The sequence below is a fragment of the Mesorhizobium sp. B2-4-12 genome (assembly GCF_006441575.1).
Classification (GTDB): Bacteria; Pseudomonadota; Alphaproteobacteria; order Rhizobiales; family Rhizobiaceae; genus Mesorhizobium.
Genome location: NZ_VFVC01000040.1, coordinates 1 through 26,539, shown reverse-complemented (window position 1 = coordinate 26,539; position 26,539 = coordinate 1). Strand labels below are relative to the sequence as shown.

At 60.2% G+C, this 26,539-nt stretch carries 19 protein-coding genes; 15 read left to right on the top strand and 4 right to left on the bottom strand.

Translation table 11 applies throughout. The features are described 5' to 3' along the window. The first annotated feature begins 14 nt into the window (after positions 1–14). The 5 genes from FJ934_RS21335 to FJ934_RS21315 all read left to right on the top strand — a co-directional run bounded on the left by FJ934_RS21335 (position 15) and on the right by FJ934_RS21315 (position 9,004). Complete coding sequence (locus FJ934_RS21335) at positions 15–1,238, top strand: glycosyltransferase (protein WP_140612122.1); 1,224 nt, start codon at positions 15–17, stop codon at positions 1,236–1,238. Next, positions 1,235–2,494, top strand: coding sequence for an O-antigen ligase family protein (locus FJ934_RS21330; protein ID WP_140612120.1), 1,260 nt, complete (start codon positions 1,235–1,237; stop codon positions 2,492–2,494). Before FJ934_RS21335 ends, FJ934_RS21330 begins: the two co-directional genes overlap by 4 nt. A gap of 1 nt (position 2,495) precedes the next feature. Continuing rightward, a complete protein-coding gene (gene asnB / locus FJ934_RS21325; RefSeq protein ID WP_140612118.1) occupies positions 2,496–4,493 on the top strand; it encodes an asparagine synthase (glutamine-hydrolyzing) in 1,998 nt (665 codons plus the stop codon). Position 4,494: 1 nt separating this feature from the next. Then, positions 4,495–6,711, top strand: coding sequence for an exopolysaccharide transport family protein (locus FJ934_RS21320; protein WP_140612116.1), 2,217 nt, complete (start codon positions 4,495–4,497; stop codon positions 6,709–6,711). A 76-nt stretch (positions 6,712–6,787) separates the two neighbouring features. Further along, positions 6,788–9,004, top strand: a complete 2,217-nt coding sequence (locus tag FJ934_RS21315) for an oligosaccharide flippase family protein (RefSeq protein ID WP_140612114.1) — start codon at positions 6,788–6,790, stop codon at positions 9,002–9,004. Positions 9,005–9,238: 234 nt separating this feature from the next. Here FJ934_RS21315 and FJ934_RS28495 read toward each other — a convergent pair whose 3' ends face one another. Together FJ934_RS28495 and FJ934_RS21305 are read right to left on the bottom strand one after the other, a co-directional pair. Continuing rightward, entirely contained in the window at positions 9,239–9,412 is a 174-nt protein-coding gene (locus FJ934_RS28495; RefSeq protein WP_246671587.1) for a hypothetical protein, read from the bottom strand. A gap of 98 nt (positions 9,413–9,510) precedes the next feature. Beyond that, the gene (locus FJ934_RS21305) at positions 9,511–10,188 is read right to left on the bottom strand and encodes a helix-turn-helix transcriptional regulator (RefSeq protein ID WP_140612174.1); all 678 of its coding nucleotides are present in this window, start codon (positions 10,186–10,188) and stop codon (positions 9,511–9,513) included. A gap of 290 nt (positions 10,189–10,478) precedes the next feature. On the opposite strand from FJ934_RS21305, the gene FJ934_RS21300 reads away from it, so the two are divergent. After that, entirely contained in the window at positions 10,479–12,221 is a 1,743-nt protein-coding gene (locus FJ934_RS21300; protein WP_140612112.1) for a PAS domain S-box protein, read from the top strand. A 95-nt stretch (positions 12,222–12,316) separates the two neighbouring features. Here the strand turns inward: FJ934_RS21300 and FJ934_RS21295 are convergent, their stop codons facing one another. Further along, a complete protein-coding gene (locus FJ934_RS21295; protein ID WP_140612110.1) occupies positions 12,317–12,994 on the bottom strand; it encodes a response regulator transcription factor in 678 nt (225 codons plus the stop codon). A gap of 562 nt (positions 12,995–13,556) precedes the next feature. On the opposite strand from FJ934_RS21295, the gene FJ934_RS21290 reads away from it, so the two are divergent. The 9 genes from FJ934_RS21290 to FJ934_RS21250 all read left to right on the top strand — a co-directional run bounded on the left by FJ934_RS21290 (position 13,557) and on the right by FJ934_RS21250 (position 24,185). After that, on the top strand, positions 13,557–14,279 hold the full coding sequence (locus FJ934_RS21290) for an NDP-sugar synthase (protein ID WP_140612108.1): 723 nt from the start codon (positions 13,557–13,559) through the stop codon (positions 14,277–14,279). Between the two features lie 47 nt (positions 14,280–14,326). After that, complete coding sequence (locus tag FJ934_RS21285; protein ID WP_140612106.1) at positions 14,327–15,463, top strand: DegT/DnrJ/EryC1/StrS family aminotransferase; 1,137 nt, start codon at positions 14,327–14,329, stop codon at positions 15,461–15,463. Beyond that, positions 15,460–16,134, top strand: a complete 675-nt coding sequence (locus FJ934_RS21280; RefSeq protein ID WP_140612104.1) for a sugar transferase — start codon at positions 15,460–15,462, stop codon at positions 16,132–16,134. The genes FJ934_RS21285 and FJ934_RS21280 overlap by 4 nt, the downstream gene beginning before the upstream one ends. Before the next feature lie 45 nt (positions 16,135–16,179). Further along, a complete protein-coding gene (locus tag FJ934_RS21275) occupies positions 16,180–17,184 on the top strand; it encodes an SDR family NAD(P)-dependent oxidoreductase (protein WP_140612096.1) in 1,005 nt (334 codons plus the stop codon). Further along, positions 17,181–18,458 carry a hypothetical protein gene (locus FJ934_RS21270; protein ID WP_140612094.1) on the top strand — a complete coding sequence of 426 codons (1,278 nt, stop codon included), beginning with the start codon at positions 17,181–17,183 and terminating at the stop codon, positions 18,456–18,458. The genes FJ934_RS21275 and FJ934_RS21270 overlap by 4 nt, the downstream gene beginning before the upstream one ends. Continuing rightward, positions 18,445–19,704: a polysaccharide biosynthesis/export family protein gene (locus FJ934_RS21265; RefSeq protein WP_140612172.1), complete on the top strand. Its 1,260-nt coding sequence runs from the start codon at positions 18,445–18,447 to the stop codon at positions 19,702–19,704. Before FJ934_RS21270 ends, FJ934_RS21265 begins: the two co-directional genes overlap by 14 nt. A gap of 87 nt (positions 19,705–19,791) precedes the next feature. Further along, positions 19,792–20,703 carry a class I SAM-dependent methyltransferase gene (locus FJ934_RS21260; RefSeq protein ID WP_246671585.1) on the top strand — a complete coding sequence of 304 codons (912 nt, stop codon included), beginning with the start codon at positions 19,792–19,794 and terminating at the stop codon, positions 20,701–20,703. Positions 20,704–21,102: 399 nt separating this feature from the next. Then, positions 21,103–22,815 carry a type I secretion system permease/ATPase gene (locus tag FJ934_RS21255; RefSeq protein WP_246671584.1) on the top strand — a complete coding sequence of 571 codons (1,713 nt, stop codon included), beginning with the start codon at positions 21,103–21,105 and terminating at the stop codon, positions 22,813–22,815. 26 nt (positions 22,816–22,841) lie between these two features. Then, entirely contained in the window at positions 22,842–24,185 is a 1,344-nt protein-coding gene (locus FJ934_RS21250) for an HlyD family type I secretion periplasmic adaptor subunit (protein ID WP_140612168.1), read from the top strand. A gap of 142 nt (positions 24,186–24,327) precedes the next feature. Here the strand turns inward: FJ934_RS21250 and FJ934_RS21245 are convergent, their stop codons facing one another. Continuing rightward, complete coding sequence (locus FJ934_RS21245) at positions 24,328–25,680, bottom strand: hypothetical protein (protein ID WP_348642501.1); 1,353 nt, start codon at positions 25,678–25,680, stop codon at positions 24,328–24,330. Between the last annotated feature and the right edge of the window lie 859 nt (positions 25,681–26,539).

Genomic DNA, 26,539 nt, shown 5'->3' with positions numbered 1-26,539 from the left:
TCTGGAGGGGCAGGATGAACCCCCACCTGGTCTGTGTTGGAGGCGAGGATCATCGTCTTAGAATTCCGTTCCTGCTGGCGCTGCGCGAAAGGGGCTTGCGGGTCACTGCCGTATCGAGCGATATGGGCAACGCCTTCTCTCTTCATGGCATTACGCATCGTCGACTGGGATTTGACCGCTTTACCAGCGGCGGCGGGGAATGGGGCGCTCTCGGCGCTGTCCGCGAATTGATGGCGGAACTGCGTCCGGACATCGTTCAAAGTTTCGACACCAAACCCAATCTTCTGACCCCTTTGGCCGTGCGCGGGCAGGTGCCGGTTGTCCGCACCATCAATGGCCTTGGTTGGACATTCTCGTCCCTCGAACCACGGGCTCTGGCCTTGCGTCCGATCTTTTGCGGCCTTCAAGGACTGGCATCCTTATGGACAGCCATGACCGTCTTCCAGAATCGTGACGATCAGGTCTTCTTCGAACGCTATCGGCTGCTTGGTCACGACAAAGCGCGGCTGATCCGCAGTTCTGGCATCGACCCGAAGGCATTCTCGACAGCAAGGTATCGTGGCCCTTCGGCCACGACGATGCGCGAGAGCCTTGGGCTTCAGTCGGCTGAAATCATAATCTTTGTCGGCCGCCTGACCCGCCAGAAGGGAATTCCGACCCTCCTCAAGGCGGTTCCCCGTGTCCTTTCCGAAAGACCCAATGCGCGTTTCGTCCTTGTCGGTCCGCAGGACTCCGAGGGACCGTTCGCGGTCAACAGGGCCGATATCGATCGACACGCGCCTCACGTCATTGCCTTGGGATCGCGACAGGATGTTCCGGCCCTCCTTGGCATGGCCGACCTGTTCGCGTTTCCGACGCAATATCGCGAGGGTATTCCGCGTGTCCTGCTGGAGGCCGGATTGTCCGGATTGCCGATCGTCGCCTCGCGGATGCCCGGCTGCAATGACGTGGTTGAAGATGGCTGGAACGGCTATCTCGTCGCGCCACGCGATGTGGATGGCTTCGCATCCAGGATAATCGAGATCCTGTCCGATCGCGCCCGTGGAAAAATCATGGGCGGCCGTTCCGTCGGACTCATCCGGGAGCGCTTTTCGCTGTCGTGGGTCGTCGATCAGTATTGCGAGCTGTACAAGACCGTCCTCGGGGCAAAGTACCGGGGCAGCCTTGCTCGATCGGCCCCCGCGATCCTGATGGAAGAGGGCGCGCGGAGCCCCCGACTGGGGGAGGCGCGGCAATGATCCGTGATGTGCTCCTGGCCTGCGGCATCGCAATGTCCTATGCGGTCCAACTCAGCATCCCAGGCCTGCCGTTCGGCTACAGCGAACTGTTCCTCGCGCTTTGGATATTGCTCTCGATCGTGCGGGTTCTCGCGGGCGGCCGATTGGAGTTCACGCCGGCCCTGGCCCAGCTTGCACGTTTCTGGCTGATCCTGACGCTTGCCCTGGGTGTTGGAGCCTTCGTCGGCTATCTGACGACTGTCCTGTTCATCGCTCCGTTGATGCATGACACGATGGCGTATGTGCTGTTGGTCTTCATCACCTGCCTGGCCGCGGCGGAGCCCGACGCCGGTCGCCGTCTACGCAACATTGGCTGGTGGATCATTGCTGTCGCGAATGCATGCTTTGTTGTTCAACTGGGGCTTGGGTGGGGCTGGATCCATCAATCTGGCGTCAATCCCTGGTATTGGGACCGCTTCAGCGGTTGGTCCGACAATCCGAACCAGCTTGCGCTCTATTGCGCTCTCCTGGGTCCGCTAGCCTTGCATCTTGCCGTAACCACCCGCAATCCGTGGGGGAGGTGCCTTGGGCTAACCGGCCTGGTCCTCACCTTCTACGTCGGAAGGCTGACAAAGAGCGATACCTATCTCTATACGACAATCCTGGCTTGCCTGATCCTTCTCGGGCTGCGGATTCGGGCTTGGCTTGCAACTGATGGCGGCAAGGTCAGCCTTTCACGGCAACTTGCCCTCCTGTTCACGATTGCGTTCGTTCCGTTGGCGATCTCCATCGCGCCTTACGCCCTCAGCGACGCCGCCAGCGCCGAAAACTTCGCCAAGAGCCTTACCAAGGACAAGGGCGGGCAAGCGACCGCGGAAACCGCCGAGCTTCGCCTCTACCTTTGGGACGAGGCATTGGACAAGGGAGCAAGATCTGGGTCGCTCGGCCTCGGCCCCGGGCCTCACCTTGAACGTCCCCCCATCACCAATCAGCAGTTTCTGCCTCGGCCTTTCGAGGCCCATAGCACGATCCTCGATCTCTATACCCAAGGTGGCTTGATTTCAGTCATGGCGCTTTTGTGGATCCTCGGCTCTGCCGCCTTGTCCGCCTGGCGTGCGAGATTGGATGCCCTCGTGGCGCTCATGGCGTCGATCGTTGTGTTCAGTGCCCCGCACCTGATTATCCGCCATCCGATCGTGTGGTTCTCTGTGACGCTCTGCCTTGTCGCCGGGACGCCTCAGACGATCCCCGCCATCGTTCGCCATAGGAGATATTAGGATGTGCGGGATCGCTGGAATTCTCTTGGCGCCCGATGCGGCCGATACGAACGCGCTGCGGGCGATCGGGCCGATGACGACGGCCCTTCGTCATCGTGGACCTGATGGCGAGGCATTTTGGATGAGCCGTGAAGCCGGGGTCGCCTTCGGCCACCGGCGTCTGGCCATCGTCGACTTGTCGGAGGCGGGCCGGCAGCCGATGCATTCCGCGAGCGGCCGGTATGTCATCACCTTCAATGGCGAGATATACAATTTTCGCGATCTGCGCCGCGAGTTGGAAGGGGAGGGCCACCATTTCCGTGGCACCAGCGACACCGAAATCATGCTGTGCGCGATCGAGAGCTGGGGTCTCGACGCCGCGCTCGCGCGCTTTGCCGGCATGTTCGCTTTCGCGCTGTGGGACCTGAAGAACCGTATCCTTCACCTCGCCCGCGACCGAATGGGCAAGAAGCCGCTCTACGCCGCCTCGACACGCGAGGCGCTCGTCTTTGCCTCGGAACTGAAGGCGATCACCTGTTTCCCGGGGTTCGCCCCGGAACTCGATGTCGACGCCGCGGCGACAATGCTTTCGAAAGGATGGGTGCCGGATGACAGTTGCATCTGGCAGGGCGTGTTCAAGCTGCCACCCGGTTCCGTCCTTTCCGTGACGGCGGCGGATTTCGCCAATGCCCGCGGTGCAGGCTCGCTTGCGCGTCGCATTCGACGCTGGTGGTCGCTGGCCGATGTCGCCAGCACGGCGCTGCGGGAACCGCTCACCGGCAGTGACGAGGAACTTACGACCGAGCTCGATCGTCTGCTTCGCCTTGCCATCGGCGAACGAATGGTTGCCGACGTGCCGCTTGGCGCCTTTCTGTCGGGCGGTATCGACAGCTCGACGGTCGTCGCCCTGATGCAGGCACAGTCGCGGAAGCCCGTCCGCACTTTCACCATCGCGTTCGGTGAGAGCGGGTTCGACGAAGCCCCTCATGCGGCCGCGGTTGCACGACATCTGGGCACCGACCACACTGAACTTCACCTTTCACCGGCCGCCGCGCGTGAGGTCATTCCGGAACTGCCACGGATCTGGGACGAGCCGTTCGCCGATGAGTCACAGATACCGACACTGCTGGTGTCGCGCCTCGCCCGGCAACACGTGACCGTAGCGCTGTCGGGCGACGGTGGTGACGAGTGCTTTGCGGGCTATTCCCGGCACTTCCTGGCGGCCCGCCTCAGAAGACAGCATGAGCTTCCATCCCCACTTCGCCGGATGTTGGCGGCTGGGGCCGGATTGCTGGCCCAGGCCTCCCGGAAAGATATCTTCGGCAGGCTGCCGCTTTCGGCGAACGCGCGGCACGGATTGCGCAGTGACCGCCTGAACCGCCTCGCCCGCCTGCTCGCGGCTGCAAATGAGGACGAACTGCTTCAGCGGCTGACCGAGTCCTCGGTCAACAACCTTGTTCATCACAGGTCGCCGGCAATCAAGCCTCGTGCAGCAGAGCTCGACGACCTGCTGTCCCGTCTGCTGTTCGATGATATGACCGGCTATCTGCCCGGCGACATCCTGGTGAAGCTCGATCGCGCCACCATGGCCAACAGCCTCGAGGGGCGGTGCCCGATCCTGGACCATCGCGTCGTCGAATACGCCTGGCGACTGCCGACCAATGCCAAGGTTCGGAATGGCAGGGGTAAATGGATACTTCGCCAGCTCCTTGATCGTTATGTCCCGCGGCGGCTGTTCGATCGGCCCAAGCAAGGTTTCGACGTTCCGGTCGGGGCTTGGCTGAAAGGGCCCCTGCGCGCCTGGGCAACGGATATCATCGCCACAATACGCCTCTCGGAAGACGGGGTTCTCGACTTTGCAAAGGTCGACGCCTGTTGGCGCGATCACCTGCAGGGAAAACAAGATCATTCCCGCGATTTGTGGCCTCTGCTCATGTTCCAGGCGTGGCGCAACGAAGCCACGCAGCCACCGGCGCCGGCAACGCGCCTCTCTCATCATATCGAACTGACAGGGGGTTGAGATGGAAGGTTCCGTAGCTGGCCGCGCCAAACGTCCGCGCACCACGCAAATGGCCGTCGCTGCGCTCGAAACAAATCCGCGGATGAGGCAACCGCTAAGCGAGCCCCTGGAGCCGTCGTCTCCTTTCCGTCAGCTTGTCGTCACCTTGGCGACGAGAAAATGGTTCTTGCTTGCCATCGCCGTTCTGGGTGGCGTCCTTGCTGGTCTCGCCGGTCTTGCTCGTCCGGTTCTGTATGAGGCGACGACGCAGGTAATCGTCGACGCTCCAACTGGCGGTGCTTCCTCGGGCAGCGCAGGGTCCGTTCAGGATTTGCTGGATTCGAGCATCGATGACCATCTGACGATGCTCTCCTCGCAAGCCCATTTGCGTCGAGTTCTGGCGTCGCTGCGCAAAGCGGAGGCAGCCAACGCTGCCGGAGAAAGTGGCTCCAGCCTCGTTCCCGCCGATCAGCACACCGCAGGCTCGTTCCTGGGCGATCTCCTGAACCGGGTGTGGCCGCAGGGCAAGCCGGCGGCGGGAAGTCCGGAAGCGGCGGACGCGGCCGAACTGAAGGCGCTTCGGAACGGAATGAGGGTCGGACAAGAGCTGCGGTCGCGGGTCATCTCCATCGGCTTTACCGATTCCAGTCCGGCCCGTGCTGCGCTTGTCGCGAACACATTCGCTCAGGTCTATATTGACGACCTCATACAGAAACGACGTGCATTGGACCAGGTCGAACTGCAATCGCTGGTCGCCGGCCTGCCGCAAGTGCAAAGCGATCTGGTCGACGCAACCAACCGTCTGGAGACGTATCGGCTGACCCACGGCGCCGTCGATCAAAGTGCGGCCAACAATGCGGCCAATGAGAGAGCGGAACTCAGCCGACAGATTTCCCTGTCGAAAGCCGATCTCTCCGCCTCGGAAGCGCATCTTGAACGTATCGAGGATCTGCGGAAGGCGGGCGCGCCCGTTTCGGCAGTCGCTGAAGAAATCGGATCGCCGGTGCTGGCCGACCTGATGGCTCGCCAGCTGGGCGCTGGTGCGGACGAGGGTCAGGGGAATGCGATCAACCGTGAGATGGAACAGGACATCGCGCGCATCGCAGCCGAGGCAAAAGTCTACCGCGCCCAGGTTGCGGCGCTGGAAGAACACGAAAGAGTGCTCGACGCGGCGGTGTCCGACACTGCGAGCCAGCTTTCCGGCTTGCGTGCACTTGAGCCTCAGGTGACCATCGTAACGCAGCGATACAACGAGCTTCTTGGCCGGCGACAGGAGTTGATGCAGCACATCGCCGCTCCATCACCCGGAGTAGCGATCCTTTCGATGGCATGGCCGCCGTCAACTCCGAAGACGCTGCCGGCAGTTTTCCTGGTCCCGCCCGGCATGATCGTGTTCGGGCTGATGGGGGCGATTTTCGTCATGGTCCGCAACGCCTTCAATCAGACCTTGCGCAGTGAAGCCGAGGCCGAAGCCGAGCTTGGGATTCCATGCGTGGGGCTGCTTCCCAAGGTTTCGGGACTTCACGCGAAACAGTTGCGGGATCTGGTTCTGAGCCAGCTGACCTCACCGTTCAGCCGTGCCGTGACGTCCGTTCTTGTCACCGCTGCGCCAACTCAGGGGCGGGGGCATCCGCCACACATCATCCTCGTAACGTCCAGCGTCCGGGACGACGGCAAGACCGAGTTGGCATGGAGTTTGGCGCTTGCGGCAACACGGCTGGGAGGAAGGGTGCTTTTCCTCGACCTTGACCGCAAGGACGTGCGGCTTACGAACGAGTTTCGGGGCGAATTCAGCACTGTCAAGGCTCGCAACTCCTTTGGGGACTATGTAAGTGACCGCTGTGTTCTGCAGGACGCAGTCACGAGAATGCCAGAAATCGGTATCGATTTCATGGCTGCTCCAGCACCCTCGGATGACCTGCTGACGCTTCTGTCGACCGTGGACAGGTCCCAGTTTACCGATGAGTTGCTCTCGGTTTACGACATCATCATCATGAACGGACCCTTGGGTCTCGGAGGGCCTGAAACCAGGCTCCTGAAGCGCTGGGCGGATGCGGTGCTTTTTGCCGTTCGCTGGGCCAGGACGCGGCGCAGCATTGCCCGCGGTGTTCTGGAATCACTGCGAGCCGGTGGGTCCGTCAGCGTTCCAGTGGGAAGTGTGCTCACGCAGGTGAATCTCAAGAAGCATGCTGGCTACAGTCTCGGAAACAGCGCCGACCTCCTGCTGACGAGGGTTTGATGAAGGCCGTCGTCTCTACCCTCGAAGGAATATTACCGGGAACCAAGTGCGTTCCCATGATGGGATATGATCCGGAATGATCATCGAATTTTTCGGATCCCCAGGATCCGGCAAAACAACGTTTGCGCACGCGCTCGCAGAGCAGTTGCGTGGGAAAGGCTATCACGCCAAGGTCGCTCTCAGCTACAAACCCGGCACCAGGGCGGGAAGCTTCGACCTCGGGATTTTCTTGTTTGTCTCAAGAATCGTATCGGCAATCTTTTCGACCGCACGAATATTGATTTCTTCCAAGGGAAGGCCGAACGATCTCTCCATTTCATTGTCGTTGGTACGGCTGATACCGCCAAAAAGGCGAATATGGCGCGCTCGAATCTGGCAATATATCTTGCACCTTTCACGTCGCTGGAGCCGTGCGAAGCAATCGTCCGAAATAATAATATTCGATCAAGGATACGTTCAAGCGATTGGATCGCTGGCGGCATTCAACGGGAGCGCTGATCATGCCACGCTCGCAAAGGCGCTCAGCCTCGCGCCGCCGGCCGACCTCACCGTCAGGCTGGTGGTGCCATCTGCGGTCGTGGAGAATCGCTTGCGGCGACGGATGGAGCGGGAGCCGCCGGCGGAGCGAATTTTCGAAGCTGACATGAACGTGAATATGCGTTCTCTTGGTGTGTTTGAATCTATAAATGATCTTCTCGCGATTTCCGGGCGAAAAGTCATTTCCGTGGAAAACGCCGACGGTCGATCAAAATTCAACAGCATTTGTAAGGTCGAGAAACAAATCATTTCCGCACTTTCGCGGACAGATAAGGAAGTCGCGGCTGGAGGCCAAAGACAACGCTCTCTCGATAGCAGTGCCACCGCAGGTCTCGATAATCACTTTTATGCAAAGTCTCCCACGGACGTTCCTCCTGCAATCGCCGCGCCTTTGCGGAACAAGGATGTGGGCTCCCGGCTCGCTCGGGCGAGCGTCTTCGCTCTCTTGATCTATATCGGAGGTGCCGGACTGACCAGCCTTGCACAGCTGGCCATTGCACGCCTCATCGGGCCTCGCAACTACGGGATCTATTCCTACGTTCTGGCATGGACGTCCGTGCTCGCTTACCTGGCAACGCTCGGTTTCAACGTATCCTTGTTGCGTTTTGTACCTGCCTATAGAGCCAATGGCAGGCTTGATCTGGCGCGAGGGGTGATAAAATTCGCGGTGCAAAGATCGCTATTGGCGGCGTCGCTATTCGGGATAACGGGCGCTGCCTTGGTTCTCCTTTTTTCGGACCATACGCAAAACGGACTTGAGACAAGCATTATGCTTGGCATGGCGGCGGTACCCTTGATTACCGCTTATGCTATCGGCGCTACGCTTGTACGTGCTTTTGGCGGCGTCGTCTCGGCGCTATTGCCGGAGCGCATCGTGCGAGACGGGCTCCTGCTGGTGTTGGTGGCGATGATGGCAAAGTTAGGATTGCGGGCCGTTCACGCGCCGGAGGTGATGCTGGCGGTGCTGATAAGCTCCGCGGCCACGGTTGGGCTGGTGTTCATCACGGCGGCGAAGTTTGAACCGCCCGGGCTGCGGCAGGCCCGGCCCAGTTACGAAGCGAGGGAATGGTGGCTTGCCGTGCCTCCGCTCATGCTCATCACCGGTCTCGATGTGTTTGTCAGCCGGGCCGGCGTGCTGGTGTTGGGGTGGACCAACCATATCCGCGAAGCGGGTATATTCGCGCTGGCGTTGAACGTCGCGATGCTTGTGGGGCTCTCTCGCATCGCCGTCGCTACCATGTTTTCACCAACAGCGGCCGATCTGCATGCCAGGGGAGACCGCAAAGGCCTGCAGCAGCTGTTCGCGCGGGCCACCTTGCTTTCTGCTGGCGGTGCCATCGCAGTCGCCATCCCGATGATGGTGATTGTCGAACCGTTCCTGAGCTATTTCGGTGAGGGCTACACCGCGGGAACGCCAATCGCTCGGGTTCTCATCTTGGGATATATCTTTGTCGCGCTGTGCGGGCCCCAGCAGAATCTTTTGGCAATGACCGGAAACGAATGGGCCGCCGCAACGACCATGATTGCCGGTGCGGTGGCCAACATCATAGCCTGTGCCTTGGGCGTCGCGATATACGGCCCGATTGGCGCCGCCGTGGGTGTCGCGCTTGCGCTGGGCATCTGGAGCGTTGCCATGGCTATCTATATCGGCAAGCGACTGAAGATCCTGCCTGGCTTGGTGTTTGTCCTGCTCTCGATCAGGCCAGGTGCGATCGGCGGCCAGCAATGGAATTGGTTCTTGAGGGTTGGCAAATGACAGCTGTCGATCCGCGGTGAACGTTTGCCGTTCTCGGCTGGCAGCCCTTTCTGCGAAAATTCCGGTATCATTCGACAAAACGGTGTAAGCCGTCCTCGTGGGCTGTCGCCGATGCGAAGCCGACAGCCCGGCGAAGATCGCTCGCATCGGCGCGGGTCTCCAGTGCATCGCCTGGAGGTAAGGAAACGTCGATGCGAAGGTCGCGGCGGCCAAGGGCCGTCTCGATGATGGCGATCAGGCGTTGATTTCTTCGGGCCGGTCATCGCCGATCTTGCAGATCCGGTGTGGTGCCGAACTCGTGGCGGGATCGACCATGCGACTGTCCCAATCCGGATCCGGATGCGGCGGCATGGCAAGCACGCGGCCCCCTTCGACGATGTCGTCGATATAGGTGAAATCCCGCCACACGTGGCTGTCAGTCCTACGATCTGTGCAACGCAGCCGCGCGGCTGCGTTGCAACGCCGATCTCCGATCGCGTGAACGCGGTGACACCCCGGCGCCTATCTCATGGCAGGACCGAAATGCGCCCCAGAAGCGCCACCAACTCCGCCTGGCGCCTTGTCTCGGTCTTGGCGAACAGCGAGGCGAGCTGGGAGCGGATCGTCGTGCGGCTAAGGTGCCAACTGCGGGCGATCTCCAAAGGCGCGTCGCCATGAGCTAGGCGCAACGCCAGCTGCGTTTCCGCGCTGGTCAAGCCGAACATTCTTTGCAATGTCTGAGGGTTCGCCGCCGACGTGTTCTCCCGATCCAGCAATGCGACGATGCTTGTCCCGTCAGGAGCGATGACGCCCGTCTCGTTCAGGATCACCGGCTTGTCGCCTCTGCTGCGGATCACCACCCATGACAGTGAGCCTGGCTGGAAATGCACCGGAACATTCGCGACCAGCCGCCTTAGCCCGGCAGAAAGCTCGCAGGCCGTATCGGCCGCTTCGCCCTGGCGTTCAAGCGTGTCTTGAGCGGCCGTGTTCCATTCGATTACTTTCTTGTCGCGGTCCAGCACGAGATAGCCGCAGCCGATGCGGTCAAGCATGCCGGTTATGGATTCCAAACTGCGTCGCTGCGGCCCGCCAATTCTGGCGTCTGATCGATCCGAGAAGTGTGTCGAGCGTGCATGCCCGGTATCCCTCAACACAATATATTGGCTACCTGCAACCGTATCGTTGCGCCTGTCAATCAGTGTCATCGCTTCTACCCCAACCCTTGTTGCATTTGACGCAAGTAAATGACGTGTAAATTTACCTGCTTTGATTTCCGTCTTTCGACAGGGATCACACTCCTCTGGCTTGAATTTCGACACGGTTATAGGAATCCGCGTCAGGTTTCTTTCGCAGCTTTCGTTGGATGCGCGTTCCTGATGAGCCCTTCCGCAATGATTCTAGTCCCCGGCAAAGGCGTGGCAATCCAGCAGTGGGATTAGGCTGCCCCCTCGCGGCCTAGTCTCGACGGGCTAGACGGAAGGTTGTAGTCTTGGGCATGGGTTCGCATCTGCGTTGGCTGGAATCGAACGTGTCAGGCACCCCGTTAGCTCATGTGGCTTCCCTATTGGTGCTGGCAGTATCAATAATATTCGAAGTAACAAGTACGGTATATGTTGGCCAGGACACGGCGTTTATGGCGTCTATTCCTGCTATTATTGTCGCTGTATACCTCGAAGGCCGTTTGGCTGGCATCGTTGCGACGCTTCTTATGGCCGCCCTCGGCTTGTGGGTACGACGCGTCCTGAACGCTCAACTCTCTGCCGAAGATTGGACCCGCGCCATCTTCCTTGTGGTCTCGGGCGGCCTGATAGCGCTTGTGTTCCACCGCCTGCGACAGGATTTGCGTGGGGCGCTTGAGGTTGCGGAGGCGAGGCTTGCCGCCATCGATGCGGCCGAGAGCCGTTATCGCTTGGCTTTCGAACGTGCCGCCTTGGGTTTTGCAAACACCAATCGACGCGGCGAACTGCTGCAATCGAACAGACGCCTCTGTGAGATGACAGGCTACGCGGAACGGGAACTTGCCCAGCAACCGCTCGAGGCACTTGTTCTTCCCGATGATCGAGATGCCGTGCGGGAGTTGTTGAGAGACGTGGACAGTGGCGCCGCATCGTCCGCCGCGGACATCCGCCTGCTGAGAAAGGACGGCAAGATATTCTGGGCGCGTCTGGCCGTGTCTTCATCGCGGCCTGATGAGGTCTCCACCGAGAGCGTGTTCGTGGTGGTTGACGACATTTCGGAGCGACGAGCGGCTCGCGAGGCGCTCCGGGCTCAGAAGGAGTGGCTTGATCTCGCTTTGTCTGCCGGACGCCTGGGAACATGGCAAATCGACCTCAAGGAGGGGACAGTCGCAGGCTCCGACAAGTTCTGGGACATTCTCGGTCTGCCGCCAACGCCCGTCCGCCGCTTGGAAGAGCTCTCGGCCGTGATTCATCCGGCCGATTGGCCGAAGCTGGCGGCTTCGACCAAACCCTCTTCGGCGGTGAACTACGACGTCGAGGTCCGTGTCCGGCGGACGGACGGTCATGTGCGCTGGATCGCTCTGCGCGGACGCCAGGAAAGACACGGCGATCGCCAGTTGCGCATCGGTGTGGCTGCCGATCTCACCGAGCGCCGACAAACCACGCTTCTGCGCGCGGCCGTAAAGAAACGCGAGCGCATCATGCGCGAAGAACGCCATCGGTTCAGCAACCTGTTCCCAGTGATCACAGCACTGGTGAAGATGATCAATGTTCCCGAGAACGACGTTGCCAAATACAAGGAGATGCTGGTCGATCGGATCAAAACGCTGGAAGCGACGCATCTGCTCCTGTCAGGTCATAGCAGTATTTCAGGGATGCTCCACGATCTCGTGGAGCAGGAATTGCGACCCTTCAAGGAGACCCGTGACATAACGATCAGCGGCCCCTCCATTGTCGTGCCAGTTGGCGCCGCCGAGAGCTTGGCAATGGTTCTTCACGAACTGACGACCAATTCGGTGAAATACGGCGCGCTGGGTAATCCGCAAGGCAAGGTCGACGTAAAGTGGGAATTCGCATCCGACGGCGCAGGTGATGATGTCGTCCTAGACTGGGTGGAATCAGGACACCGCAACAATTCAGGCGTCGTGCGCCACGGTTTCGGCTCCATGATCATCGGCGTGGACGGCGCGCCGCTCGTCGGTCATTCCCCGAAACTGGAAATATCGGAGCACGGACTGCGATATTCGTTACGGCTGTCACGAAAGGAAATCGAACTGTAGAATGTGTCGTCCGTGAAACGGTCTCGTGGCGCTTTAGGTTTTCATCCTTGGGATGTCCCGTTCCCAACGCAGTTGCCCGCCATGGGCGACAGGCATCAGGTCACATCTTTCGATAGCCAGGTTTGCAGCAAAACCGCTGCTTCAGTCCGGTTCCGCACCCCAAGCTCGCGCAGAATGGCAGCTGCATGGATTTTCGTTGTCGCTTCGGCAATATCCAGATTGCGGGCGATCTCCTTGTTCGAATACCCTTCCGCCATCAGCTTGAGGACGTCCTTCTGCCTCGATGTCAGTCTAGCGAGGTTGCCTGAGTTCACGCGCTGACGGGTCGGATTTTTCGCGGAGGACTGCGGGGCGTAGGATCTCTGTCCGGCCGACGTCCGGGACAAGAGCGCCGGCACGTAGATCCGTCCCGACAGGATCTCGTTGACGGCCATCACAACTTCTTCATCCCTCTGAGATTTGACGATGTAACCGTGAAGTCCGATCGAAAGAGCGGTCAATATCTCAGAGCGCGAATCGTCCCCCGAAACGATCGCGAAGCGTGTATCAGGATAGGCGGACAGAACGTCGCCAAGAACTTCCTGATGAAACAGTCCGGGCATATTTAAATCGAGGATCGCAAGATCGATGGATGCCTGCTCCTCGAGAAGACTGACCACGGCGTCGAAACACGCAGCCTCGAAAATTTCGGCACTTGGAATTCCAGCCGTGAGTGCCAGCCGAAGGCCGCGCCGATACAAGCCGTGATCGTCGGCGATGACGATCCGATACATTGAACTACCCCAACACTTGCTCGGCTCCGACGAGAAAACCCGCTGAAGCCTCCCATTACTCTGTGATGAACCGAGCCGCGGTGTCCCAAAATCGCAGCCAACCACTGGTCATGACATCACGATGATATCCACGGCGCTCCCATCCGAAGATATCAAGTATGGCTAATATAGTCCTAAATTGCGAAAAAGCTTCTGTTATTTTTTCTTAACTTTCGCGTGAGGTGCCTGCCTCCCGAACCATACCGGGTGCCCGGTTCCGATGTCCGGACCAGTGGGCCGTACAGCCTATTGATGCCGGCATAACACATGCGAGCTTCGTTCGTCTCACGGTCAGGTCCTGAACGCTTAGATCTGCCCTTGACCTCGCGGCTATTTACTACCGGAAACGCGTCGGATCGTTGCCATTCGAATGCACGACGACAGCCACCCCGGCGGTCACATACCTTCACTCATGATGTTCGGATTGCCGCCGAGGGTCGGATCGGATCTGACCGGGTGCCGGATCCGGATGAACTCGAACACGAATGCCCGGATACGGCCAACTGCAAATCAGGAGGATCGGATGAAAGCGGTGATTCAATGCGGTGGGATGGGTACGCGCCTTCGGCCTTTCACGTCGGTCTTGCCGAAACCCTTGATGCCGATAGGGGCTCGGCCGGTTCTTGAGTTGCTTCTGAAGTGGCTGCGGCGCAACGGCATAGAAGAGGTTTATATCACGACCGGCTATCTCGGGCACCTGATCCGCAGCGTCTGCGGCGACGGATCGCAATGGAATCTGAAGATCAGATACACACAGGAAATGGAGCCGCTCGGCACCATCGGGCCTCTCTCCCTGATCAGGGATGAACTGAACGATACATTTGTCGTGCTCAACGGCGATGTTCTCACCGATCTAAGCCTCAGCCGGTTTGTCGCCGCGCACCGTTTGCACAAGGATCCGGTTACGATCGCCACGGCCTGCCGGCTGATCAAGATGGACTTCGGCGTCATCGACGAGATCGACAATGCCGTTCAGCTCTTTCGGGAAAAGCCGACACTTTCCCATCTCGTCAGCATGGGGATCTACTGCATGAACCCGGACGTCCTGCGGTTCATTCCTTCGGGCATACCATTCGGGTTCGATGACCTGATGCTCCAGATGATGCAGGGCGGCACGACCGTGCATGTGTACAAGCACGACGGTCTCTGGCTCGATATCGGTCGCGTTGACGACTTCCAGAATGCACAGGCGATTTCCTGGGAAGAGCAGTCGACCTCAATCGAGGTCGCCGCCGCGGCCGCATAGAGAATTCAGATGAGGCCGAACCGTAAATAAGAGTTCAGGAGGTCAAGATGCTCTTGGTGAGCGCCCCGATCCTAGGCGTGCCGGAGAAGGCAGCTCTATCAAAAGTGATTGATAGCGGCTGGCTTACAATGGGAGAGCGGGTAAGAGCTTTCGAACGGGCCTTTGCCGACATGCATGGCGCGCAGGATTGCGTTGCGGTCGGTTCCTGTACCGCGGCGCTTCATCTCATCCTGCATGCATTGGGAATTGGCCCGGGCGACGAGGTGCTGGTGCCATCGCTGACCTTTGTGGCGACCGCCAATGCGGTGCTGTATGTCGGGGCGACGCCGGTCTTTGTCGATATCGAGTCGGTCGACGTGCCGTTGATGTCGATTGCGGAAGCCGAAGCGCGGTGCACGCCACGCACAAAGGCGGTCATTCTTGTTCACTTCGCGGGCTATCTCGCCAATCGGGAACAATGGCAACGGTTCGCCCGTGCCCGAGGGCTGCATATCATCGAGGATGCCGCGCATGCTCCCGGCTTGAGGTCGGTGGGGACATTCGGCGCCGCTGCTGCCTTCAGTTTCTATGGCAACAAGAACATGACGACGGCGGAAGGGGGAGCCGTGATTGCCCGCGACCCCGATCTGCTCGACCGGGTTCGCCAGGCCCGCGGGCATGGGATGACCGCAGGGACGCATCAGCGGCTGAACAGTCGCACCCCGCAATATGATGTCACCATGCTTGGCTTCAACTACCGGATGGATGAGCTGCGCGCGGCGATTGGACTGGTTCAACTCGAGAATCTGCAGGAGTGGAACGAAATCAGGCGTATCCTGGCCGTCCTGTACCAGCGCCTCATCGCAGAACGTTGCCCTGCGGTGACAATTCCCTTCAGCGAACCCCGGACGTCGGCTTACCACATCATGCCGATCCTTTTGCCGCGCTATGCGAGGCGGCAGGACATTATCGATGAACTGCGGACTCAGGGCATACAGACCACGATTCATTATCCACCGGTGCACCAGATGACATTCTATCGTGAGCGTTATCCCGGGACCAATCTGCCGCGGACAGAGGATTTTGCTCAGCGAGAGCTGACAATTCCACTGCACCCCCAGATCACTTCGCCTGTCGCCGAGGCGGTTGTGGCCGCGCTCGCAGCCGCGCTCAACAGCGGCGCTCAAACAGGAACTGCGGCATGAATGCGACGGACCTTTCCTTTCACCGGCGTCTCGTCTCAAACCGCACGCATGGCTTCGCGAGACGTGCCATCGATCTTGCGGTCGCAGGCGCCGCAATTGTCATTTTGGCACCGCTGATGCTGCTGATTGCCGTAGCGCTTCTGCTCGAAGGCGGCCGCTCCGTCTTGTTCGTACAGACCCGCATGGGCGTGGGTGGCCAACCCTTCCGCATGTACAAATTCCGCAAGTTTGGCGTGGACTGCAGCCCCCATGGGTTCGCGCTGACCGTCGTGGGCGACAGCCGCATGACGACGGTGGGCCGGTTCCTCGCCGCGACAAAATTCGACGAGTTGCCACAGCTGTGGAATGTCCTCAAAGGCGAGATGGCGATCGTCGGGCCGCGACCCGAGAGCCTGGCGTTCGCCGATTGCTTCCGGGGTGGCCTGGAGGCCGTCCTGCAATACAAGCCTGGCCTGCTGGGCCCGACCCAGGTTCTTTTCCGGCACGAGGCGCATTTCTTTCCACAATCCGTGGATCCGATCCTGTTCTACCGGGAGGTTATGTTTCCCGCCAAGGCCAAACTCGACCTTTCCTACTATCCGCAGCGCACCATCGTCTCCGACATCGTCTGGATGCTGCGCGGCTTTCTGGCTGTTGTCGGCTGGGTTCCATCACCGCCGATCGACGTGTGAAACCCAAATGGGAAGCCCCCCAGTCAGCCAAGGGAATGCGCGGTCATGAGTTACAACGGCAAGAAAGTTCTGGTGACGGGCGCGGATGGGTTTATCGGCTCGCATCTCACCGAAGCGCTCGTTCGCAACGGGGCGGATGTCACGGCTCTGGCGCTCTACAATTCCTTCGACAGCCACGGGTGGCTGGACGATTTGCCGGACAACATTCGGAGCCGGCTGAATCTTGTCCGCGGTGATGTCCGCGACTGCGCGTTCCTGAACCGGATCATGCGTGGTCAGGCCGTTGTGTTTCATCTGGCTGCCCTTATCGCGATTCCATACTCCTATGCGGCTGCCCAGTCCTATGTGGAAACCAACATCCTGGGCACGGTGAACGTCCTCGAAGCGGCGCGCCAGTGGGAGACGGAGCGAGTGGTGCATACCTCCACGAGCGAGGTCTATGGAACCGCCCTGACCATGCCCATCCGTGAGACTCATCCACTACAGGGACAGTCGCCATATTCGGCCTCCAAGATCGGTGCCGACATGATGGCGGAATCCTACGCCAGGTCGTTTGACCTCCCGGTCGTGATCATGCGGCCGTTCAACACATATGGTCCTCGCCAGAGTGAGCGCGCCATCGTGCCGACCATCATCCGGCAAGCCCTCGACCCGAATTGCCCGGCGATCATGGTCGGCGATACAAGCCCGATCCGCGACCTGACCTTTGTCGAGGACACTGCTGCGGCGTTCCTGACCGCGGGCCTGGCCGGGCTTGAATTCGGCCACGCCTACAATGCCGGCAGTCAACGCGCCGTGACCATCTCCGACGTGTTGGATCTTGTCCTCGAGTTGAGCGGTTCCAAAAAACCGGTCCATCGCGACGAAAACCGTCTGCGGCCGCAAAATTCGGAGGTTCGCGCCTTGCTCGCGGATTCCTCGCGCTTTGAGAGTGAGACTGGATGGCGGGCGCAGACCAGCCTGCGCGACGGGTTGCAGCGGACGATCGCATGGTGGCGGGCGCGCCTTAGCGAAGGCCGGGTACGGCGCGAAAAGGGTTATATGACATGATCCTGCTCCGCCGGCATGTTTTGGCGCTGTTGCTGATCGCCGGTGCCGTATTCCTCAATATCTATACGGCCGGCGGACGGGCAAGCAGCGTATCGGAGCAGTCGGCCGCACCGGCGGCGAAGAACCTGCCTGACTATCTGCGCGAAACAAAGGATGCGGTGTTCGGCACCGCGCTCGTGCGGATCACCAGACCCGGAATCCTCGGCCACGGGATTGTATGCGGCAAGAAATATTGCACCCACCGTTATTCAAGCGCCCAGGCCTGGAACGCGGACCAGAGTCTTCTCCTTATCGTCAATGGTTGTGGTGCCATGTGCTTTCTCGATGGGCATACCTACGTTCCATTGTTCCGCCGCGACCGCTCGACCGAATGCGAATGGCATCCCAAGGATCCCAACCTGATGATTTGCGTTGGTGGCCGACGGATTTCCACCTGGGCGCCACGCACCAATCACGAGGATATCGTGTTCGTCTCGGCAGCCTATCGCAATCTGCAGTTCGGGCCCTACAAGGGCAATCCGAGCCGAGACGGCAACCGCATCGCGGTGCGTGCAATGCGCAATGACGGCAAAGCGGTGGTCTTTGGCTACGATCTCAAGCTGCGGCAGAAATTCCCGGATATCGATCTTGCACAACTTCCGGGGACCACCAACGCCTGCTCGATCTCCCCGTTCGGGATCAACATTCTGTGTTCCCAGGAATTGCCAGACGGCAATGAACCGAGCTTCATCTTTTCCATCGATGGCGTCTTGCGCCAGAAGTGGACGGAGCATCACCGGCCCGGTCACGGCGACATGACGGTCGATGCCGACGGCGCCGAAATCTATGTCGGGATCAGCAAATCGGACCCCGACAAGTATCAGGTGATCAAACGCAGGTTGACCGACGGCAAGGTCACCTCGCTGATGAAGTACGGCGAGGCCATGCATGCGTCCCTCAGGTCCGTGGACAGGCCCGGCTGGGTGTTTCTGAGCTATGGCGGGACATCGGCCGAAGTGTCGAAGCACCAGGATTGGGCGCCCTATGCGCAGCAGGTCATCGCGCTGCGCACGGACGGCAGCGGAGAGGTCCGCCCTATCGTCAACACACAGAACGCGCAGTTCGACTACTGGAACGAGACGCATGCCTCGCCATCTCCAGATGGCTCACAGGTGGTCTGGTCTAGCAATTGGGGCGTGCCTGGCGGCCCGGTGTACGATTTCGTTGCTCGTGTTGAATGGCCTTGGCAGCAGGTGTCGAACCAGAAGGAGATTGTTACAAATGGCCTTCACTAAACGAACCGTTCTTGCTTCCGTTGCCGTGATGTCCCTGACGTCGATGGCCGCCGCGGGCGACGTCGGGCCCTATCAACTGTCACCTGGCGATACCGTCGAAATAGGGATAGCGCCGATTCCGGAGCGAACGCAGCGCGCCGTGGTCCAGATGGACGGCAATATCGCCCTTCCCGAAGTCGGGATGGTCATGGTCGCGGGCTTGACGGCGTCTCAATTGCAGACGCGCATGCAGGCGCTGCTGCCGACCAAGATTTTTCATGCGCGCCTGCCCGATGGACGGGAGCAGATGGTTGTCGTCCAGCCAAGCGACGTCACCGCCGTCATCGCCGACTACCGTCCGATCTACGTGATGGGCGACGTGCTCACACCGGGACAGCAGGCCTATCGTCCGCTCATGACAGTGCGGCAGGCGCTCGCCGTCTCCGGCGGCTTCAGCCTTTTGCGGTCACGGGCAGGCCAGACCGGACCCGATCCGGTTGACCTCAGGCGCGACTACGAAACGCTTTGGGGCGACTACACCAAGGATTATTTTCACGCCGCCCGTATCCGCGCCGAACTTCAGGACCAGGCGGACTTCGACAAGCAGACCCCACAGGGATCGCCTCTTTCGCCTAGTATCGGAGCCGCGATCGCCCAGGCTGAAGCGGATGCGCTGAAGATTGCGCTGGGCGATTTCCAGCAGGAGCAGACTTTTCTCGAGAAGGGCGAAAAGGACGCGGCCGATCAGATCGACGTTTTGCAGAAGCGCGAACAGGTCGAGGCCGAGGGTGTGAAGGCGGATCAGGAAGACCTTGCGCGCGTCACAAAGGTGTTTGAGTCAGGCAACCTGACCAACAACCGGCTCGCGGACGTCCGGCGCGCCTTGCTTCTGTCTTCAAGCGGCGCGCTTCAGACATCGGTGGAGCTCATGAGGGCGCGACGCCAGCAGGAGGACTACGTCAGGCAGCACGAACGCAATGACAATCAGAGGAGGATTGGCTTGCTGACGGATCTGAGGGACACCAACGCGAGGCTCGCCGACGTCACCGCCAAACTCCGCGCCGCCAGCGAAAAGCTGCAACCGAGCGGAGCATCGGCCCAGCCATTGCCGATGGCGGGCGAAACGATCCGGGCCCAGGTCACCATCGTGCGCAAGGTCGGCGATGAGTGGCGCAAACTCTCGGCCGACGAGGACACGATCGTGATGCCAGGAGATACCGTCGAGGCCAAGTTCAGCAGTGATCTGCAGAGCGCGGCAATCCGGTAGGCGGCCACGATCGTTGGCCGATAGAAACGGGCTTGGGAAACTCACTGTTCGATCAGGCAGTCGAACAGAACCGAACGGGAGATCCTGGTGAGGCTCAATTCCAAGCGAAAGCCGACGCGGTCGATGAACGCGGCTCAAATGGCCCAGCCGGCAAGTTATGCTTTCGATCCGTCTTTGGCGGTGCAAAATCCCTTGATCGAGTCCCGGACCGGTGGGCCTGGACTCTGGCAGGACCTGACGTCCAACCAGAAGGTCCACACGCAAGGCGACCGGGCGTCGGACAACTACAGAGCCAGCCATTGCGCGCGGGGCTATGGCGCGCATTACCACAAAACGCACGAATCCGGCTATTACGGCGCGCTGTGGGATAAAATCGAAAGGCCCCTGATCCTGGGTGTTCTTGGCCCAATGGGTGGAGCCGGCCGAAAGTGCCTCGATTTCGCATGCGGAACAGGTCGCATCACCAATGTCGCGGCTGGGCTCTTCGGCGAAGTGGTCGGCGTCGACGTCTCCAAATCCATGCTTGCCTGCGCGCGGGTTCCCCACAATGTGAGGCTGCTTCACATCGATATGACAATGGAATCCCTCGACGAGACCTTCGATATCGTAACGGCATTTCGCTTCTTTCTGAATGCGGAGGATCGACTGAAACAGGAGGCGCTGAGAGCGATAAATCTGCAGCTGAAAGACGGCGGACAGCTGGTGTGCAATATTCACATGAACGCGACGTCGCCCGTTGGCCTGGTCTGCCGGCTGCTCAACCGGTTGTCTGGACGCACAATTCGCAACACGCTAAGCGAAGCGAGGTTCAAGGAGCTCCTGACAGCGTCGGGATTCCTCGTCGAGGAGGTGATACCTTACGGTTATCTGCCCCGGCCGGGACGCCTCTTGCCAGGGCTGTGCGAGGCGTTGATGGAGCCTTTCGAGAAGGCGTCCAGAACCCTTCGCATCCCCGGACAACTGGCGCAGCATTTCCTGGTTGTTGCGAAGAAGCGCTAGAAAACGGAATCGCAAATGGCCCGGTGAAATGGCTACGAGCCGGGAACCCGGCCCGCCCGCGGAGCGAATCACCCCCCCAAAAAAGATAATGCGGCGTCGCTCTCATTGACTGGAACGCTATCGATCCAGGCTTCCGGAACACCCTAGATGGCGGTTTTCCCCCGATTTGACGCGTCAGTTTCGGGTTTCTCTGGCTGGCGTCACGATTTCGCTGCATTTTGACCGAAGGGCACATACGTTAGCGGGGCGTAATGTTAGAAAGCAAAGAGGGACAACGCTCCTGAAAACCAAAAATTTGTCCATGGCCGTCGGAGCCGATGGGCCTGCGCGACTATTTTTTGCCAAAGGTCGCAGGTCATGACCCCCGGTGGAAGACGCTCGCCCGATCTGCGCGCCGCCATGCTTGGCACCGCGCCTGGGCTGATAGGTGTTGGCCTGTTCTCGGCGGTCATAAACATTCTCGCCCTGACCGGCTCCGTCTATATGCTGCAAATCTACGATCGCGTTTTGCCTTCGCAGAGCATTCCGACGCTTGTCGGATTTACCATCGGAATGCTCGGCCTTTACGCGGTCTACGGGTTGCTGGATTTCGTGCGGCTTCGCCTCCTCGTTCGGATCGGCAATCGCCTCCACAGAAATCTGCAGCAAAAGGTCTTCGGCCTCTCGCTCTCCTTGCCGCTTATCGGCGGGCAGGATGCGAGCCGGATACAGCCACTTCGTGACCTGGATCAGTTGCGCGGCTTTCTTTCCGGATTGGGACCGACCGTCATCTTCGACGCCCCATGGATACCGTTCTATCTGCTGGTCATCTATCTCCTGCATCCTTCGCTCGGTCTGCTGGCAGCGAGCGGTGCGATTGTGGTCGTACTGCTCACCGTGGTGGCGGAGATCCTTGGCCGCGGACCTGCGGCGCGCGCGTCCGAGACACTTGTGTCGCAACGGACCCTTGCCGATTCCGGCCGCCGCAACGCGGAGGTTGTGCGCGCGATGGGCCTTTCCGGACGGCTCGCCCGTCGCTGGGCCGAGATCAATCAATCATATCTCACGCACCAGGAACAGCTCTCCGATATTGTCGGCGCCACCGGTTCCCTGTCGCGGGCGCTGCGGATGGCTTTGCAATCCTGCGTTCTGGGGCTAGGTGCCTATCTCGTGATCGGGGGTGAAGCGTCCCCCGGTGTGATCATAGCATCTTCCATACTGCTGGGCCGCTCGTTGGCCCCGGTTGACGCGGCCATCGCAAACTGGAGGGGGTTTGTGGCGTTCCGGCAAAGCTATTCACAGCTGGCGGCGGCGTTGGCCGCCTTCGGCAGCCAGGGCGAACTCATGGAACTGCCGCGTCCACACGCAATGCTTGCGGTCGAGGAGTTGACCATAGTCCCGCCCGGTCAGCAAAGGCCGACCGTCACCAACGTCAGCTTCCACCTGTCCGGGGGAGCAGGGATGGCTATTGTTGGCCCAAGCGGCTCTGGCAAGACCACGCTGGTGCGCGCCTTGGTGGGTGTGTGGCAACCGCTTCGCGGAACGGTAAGGCTGGACGAGGCCTCGCTCGACCAATGGGGCCAGGAACAGCTTGGCGCTCATATCGGCTACCTGCCGCAAGGTGTTGAACTGTTTGATGGAACGGTTGCCGATAATATTTCGCGATTTGGCGGCAAGGGCGACGCCAAGGGCGTGCTGGCTGCTGCCAGGGCCGCGGGCATCGACAAGATGATCATGCGCTTGCCGGATGGTTTTCAAACACGGGTAGGCGAGGGAGGGGCGGCCCTGTCGGCCGGACAGAGGCAACTTGTCGGACTTGCCAGGGCACTTTATGGCGACCCGTTTCTTGTCGTCCTCGACGAGCCGAATTCAAACCTGGATGTTGACGGCGATGCCGCCCTGGCCGGCGCGATCCTGGCGGTACGCCGGCGCGGAGGCATCGTCATCGTTGTCGCGCACCGTCCTTCCGCCCTTACCAATATCGACAAGGTACTCGTAATGTCGAATGGCATGCTGCACTCCTTTGGCTCGCGCGAGGAGGTCCTGGCCAACGTGATCCGCCCCTTCCCCTCGGCCGCTGAACGGCCAGCGTCGGTGGTCCCGATGCAGAAAGGGGTGAGCGGTCATGCGTGAGGTCCTGTTCCATGTCTGACGCGACGATGTTCTCATATGCGCCGATTGGCGATGGTAGCCGAAGGACCGAGGCCAGTTCGGCCGATGCGCGGGATGATATCCGGGCCAACCTGATCCTGGGCGTCGCGGTCACGGTTCTGTTGATCGCCGGCGGAGGGCTTTGGCTCGGTTTGACCAAAATCGCCGGCGCGGTGATTGCGCCTGCCACGGTGGTGGTCGAAACCAATATCAAGAAAGTCCAGCATCTGAACGGCGGCACCATCGGCGGTATCTTCGCGCAAGATGGAGACCATGTGCGGGCGGGCGATGTGGTGGCCAGGCTGGACGACACGCTGACTCGGGCCAATCTGCAGATAATCAGTGAGGACCTCGATCGCGCGACCGTTCGTCTTGCGCGGCTGGAAGCCGAGCGGCAAGGCCTGCCGGATATGCAGCTTCCGTCCAGCCTTCAGACGCGGATGGGCGACCCGGAACTGGCTGCACTCGTCAGCGGCGAACGCGCCCTGTTCGAAAGCCGCGCTGCCGCGTTGACGGGGCAGAAGGCGCAGTTGCAAAGCCGCTCAAAACAACTTGAACGCCAGATCGATGGCCTCAAGGCACAGCAGGCCGCGGAAGATCAATCCGTGACCCTGCTGGACGCGGATCTTGTCGACGTCCAGGCGCTTTTTTCCAAAAAACTGGTGTCCAAGGAGCGGCTGAGCAACATCAGGTTGGATGCCACCCGGGCGCACGGAGAGTCAGGGCGTCTCGCGGCGGCGGTCGCCGAGGCGCAGGCCCGGATCAGCGAGACCGAATTGCAAATTCTTCAGCTCGATGAACAAAGGCGCAGTGAGGTAACCAGCGAGCTACGCGAAACGGAAGCCAAGCAGACCGAACTCAATGAGCGCAAGGTTGTGGCGCAAGACGAGTTGACCAAAACCACCATCCGCGCTCCGCAATCGGGAACGGTGCAGGAATCCACCATCCACACAATCGGCGGCGTGATCGCTCCTGGGGAAGTGCTCATGATGATTGTTCCCGACGCCGACAACCTCGTCGTCGACGCGCTGATTCCTCCCTCACGCATAGATGACATTCGACCAGGCCAGCGGGTCTCGATCCGTTTTCCGGCTTTCGATTCCGGCACCACGCCTGCTTGCCAGGGATCGGTCAAACGCATCTCTGCCGATCTGATCAAGGATCAACAGCGCCAGCTCTCGTATTTCTCGGCGCGTATCAACGTCGAGAACAAGGCGGCCTGCCTGACCGATGCCAAGGTGCTCAAACCAGGCATGCCGGCGGAGGTTCATATAAGCACCGACGAACGCAGCGTCTGGTCCTATCTGCTGAAGCCGCTCACGGATCAGATGTCGAGGGCCTTCCGCCAATGAACCACCGGAAGCGAGCCGCAAATACGAGCGCCTCTTCCCCCTGGAGCAATCCAGGAAAAAGTGCGTAGCGGCTTTCCGTCCGAAACTATGTAAAAACAAGGAGTTAGAGCGGATCAACGATTCTATCAAACGCTGAACCGCTCTAAGACCCGGTGAGCGCCCTGCGACGAACGCGGCGCGCGGCCCGCGCTGTTCGCTCTGCCGTTACGGGAGCCTTGGCCACATCGATCTTGTGCGGCAAGCCGTTTGTGGCCACATGGAGTCTCTCAAAGGGTAGCAATTCCCTGATCCGGGCGTTGACCAATGCAATTTCGGCCCGCAGGTCTTCGCATTCCTGCCGGCGGATATCGAGTTGTATCTGATCGGACGCCTGCTGCAGTGAAAGCTGTGAGAAATTGGCGGTTAGCTTCGAAAGGTTCTGCTTGTCGGTTTCGGCCTCCTTGGTGAGAGCAGCCAACCTTTCATCCGCGACCTGCTTTTCCGCCATGGCGTCGCTCCATTGATGCTTGAGCTTGGCGATCTCATCCGAGGCTTCTTTATTTGCGCTTGACGCGACCTCCAGTCGCGACTGGAGGTTCTGAATCTCGGAACGCAATCCTCTGATCTCGGCACGGTAGCGCTCGATCTCGGCGTTCTTGTCCGCCTCCGTGATACGGGCGGCTTCCGTCACCTCCGACAGTTTTGCCTGGGCGACCTCAAGCGACGTATGGAGCCGTGTCGCTTCCTTTTCGCTCCTGCCGAGCGCACCCAGCATTTCGGAGTTTCGCGCCGCTTCGTTGGCGTGGATCGTGGAGAAGGCGTCGAGTCTGTGCCGCGCTTCATCTTCCCGCTTTAGCGCCTTTTCGAGGTCGATCGACAGGCTGACATTCTTTTCCCGCAGCAGTTTGTTTTCGCGCGCGCGCCTGTCAGCCTCGACGGTTACGGCGGCAAGCGTGTTTGTGAGGTCTCCAAATTCCGCTTCGCTTTTTGCGTTCGCGTTCGCTGCTTCCACGAGTTCCAGCCTTGCCGCGGCCAGTGCGCCGCGAAGCGCCTCGCTGTCTTGAACCAGGCTTGTCTCGCGCTGCTGCAAAGTCTCCACAATGCTTTCCCGCTCATGCTGCCTTCGGTTCAGGTCGTTGAGCTTGTCCGACAGGACCCTTTGCTCCGCCGTCAGGCTCTGATTCGTCAGTTCCAGTTCGTTGGCGCGGAGAATGTCGGCGTGAAGGATATGGAAGAATTCGCGGGTCAGGTGATGCGTGCTTGCGATCTCCGACAGTCTCGCGTTGATGTCCTCGAAATGGACCTTCGCATCGCGAAACAGCCCATCGAAGGACGTCAAGGCGGCCATACGGCTCTGCGTATGAGAGGTCAGCCGTCGCGCGGTTTTCGAGGTGCTCGCGTCGTCTTCGGTTTGCGCGCCCTCGTCCTGCTCCATGGACGCCTCGCCCAGGACATCGTTCTCTGCCGGCGCCGACAGGTCATCCAAACCAATGCACTCGTCGACGGCGTCCGCCAAGTCAGCTTCGAGTTCCTCGAATGACTTCTCCGCGTTATCGGCTCGCCTGATCAGATCCCTGAGCTTCATGCCCTACATCCCCCTACGGCATGCCTGGACCCAGCAAGGCACGCGGACTGAGATACCCTTTGTATCGGGAGATCCGTTGAGCGTCTTCGTGCAATCAAACGATGCCAAGCTCCGGCGATCTAGCGCTGTCACCGCAGGAATCATCGAGAACTCGCGAGGCAGGCCTGGGGTTTGATGGTGGTCGATCACCTGCAAGGGCTGCCTGGAGGCTCTCGCGTCAGGCAGCCCTTCTTGCGTTCATCCTGACGTCACCTGTTGCCTGAATTCAGCGCCGCTTTATCGGGCGGCCCGACAGCCTCTTGGAGGGGGGCATCAGGCGGCCGGGCCTAACCGGCGGTTGGGTGTGTTTTGGTTTGCCGGCTGAGCCACCCTGCACCTCATTCGATGAACGCGCATCATTCAAACGAACACTGCCGTCGCGATAGGCACCACTCAACCAACTACGTCAGGCCCCAGCCCCGGACCAGCGTCCACTTGGATCAGCCGGTTTCAAGCACGAGAGTCCGGGCTCCGATTAACGCATTGGGCTCCTTCAAATGAACGATCAGCCCGTTATCAAGGAAGGATAATGTGGGCTTTTACGGCAATAAGGCCGGGATTCTGCCGGCTATGGAGGCAACGCCATGTGCGGTATCGTTGGGATCGTCGGCCACTCGCAGGTTGCGCCGCTCATCGTCGCTGCGCTGAAGCGTCTGGAATATCGCGGCTATGATTCGGCCGGCATCGCCACCGTCGAGCGTGGCAAGCTTGCCCGCCGGCGCGCCGAGGGCAAGCTGGTCAATCTCGAGCG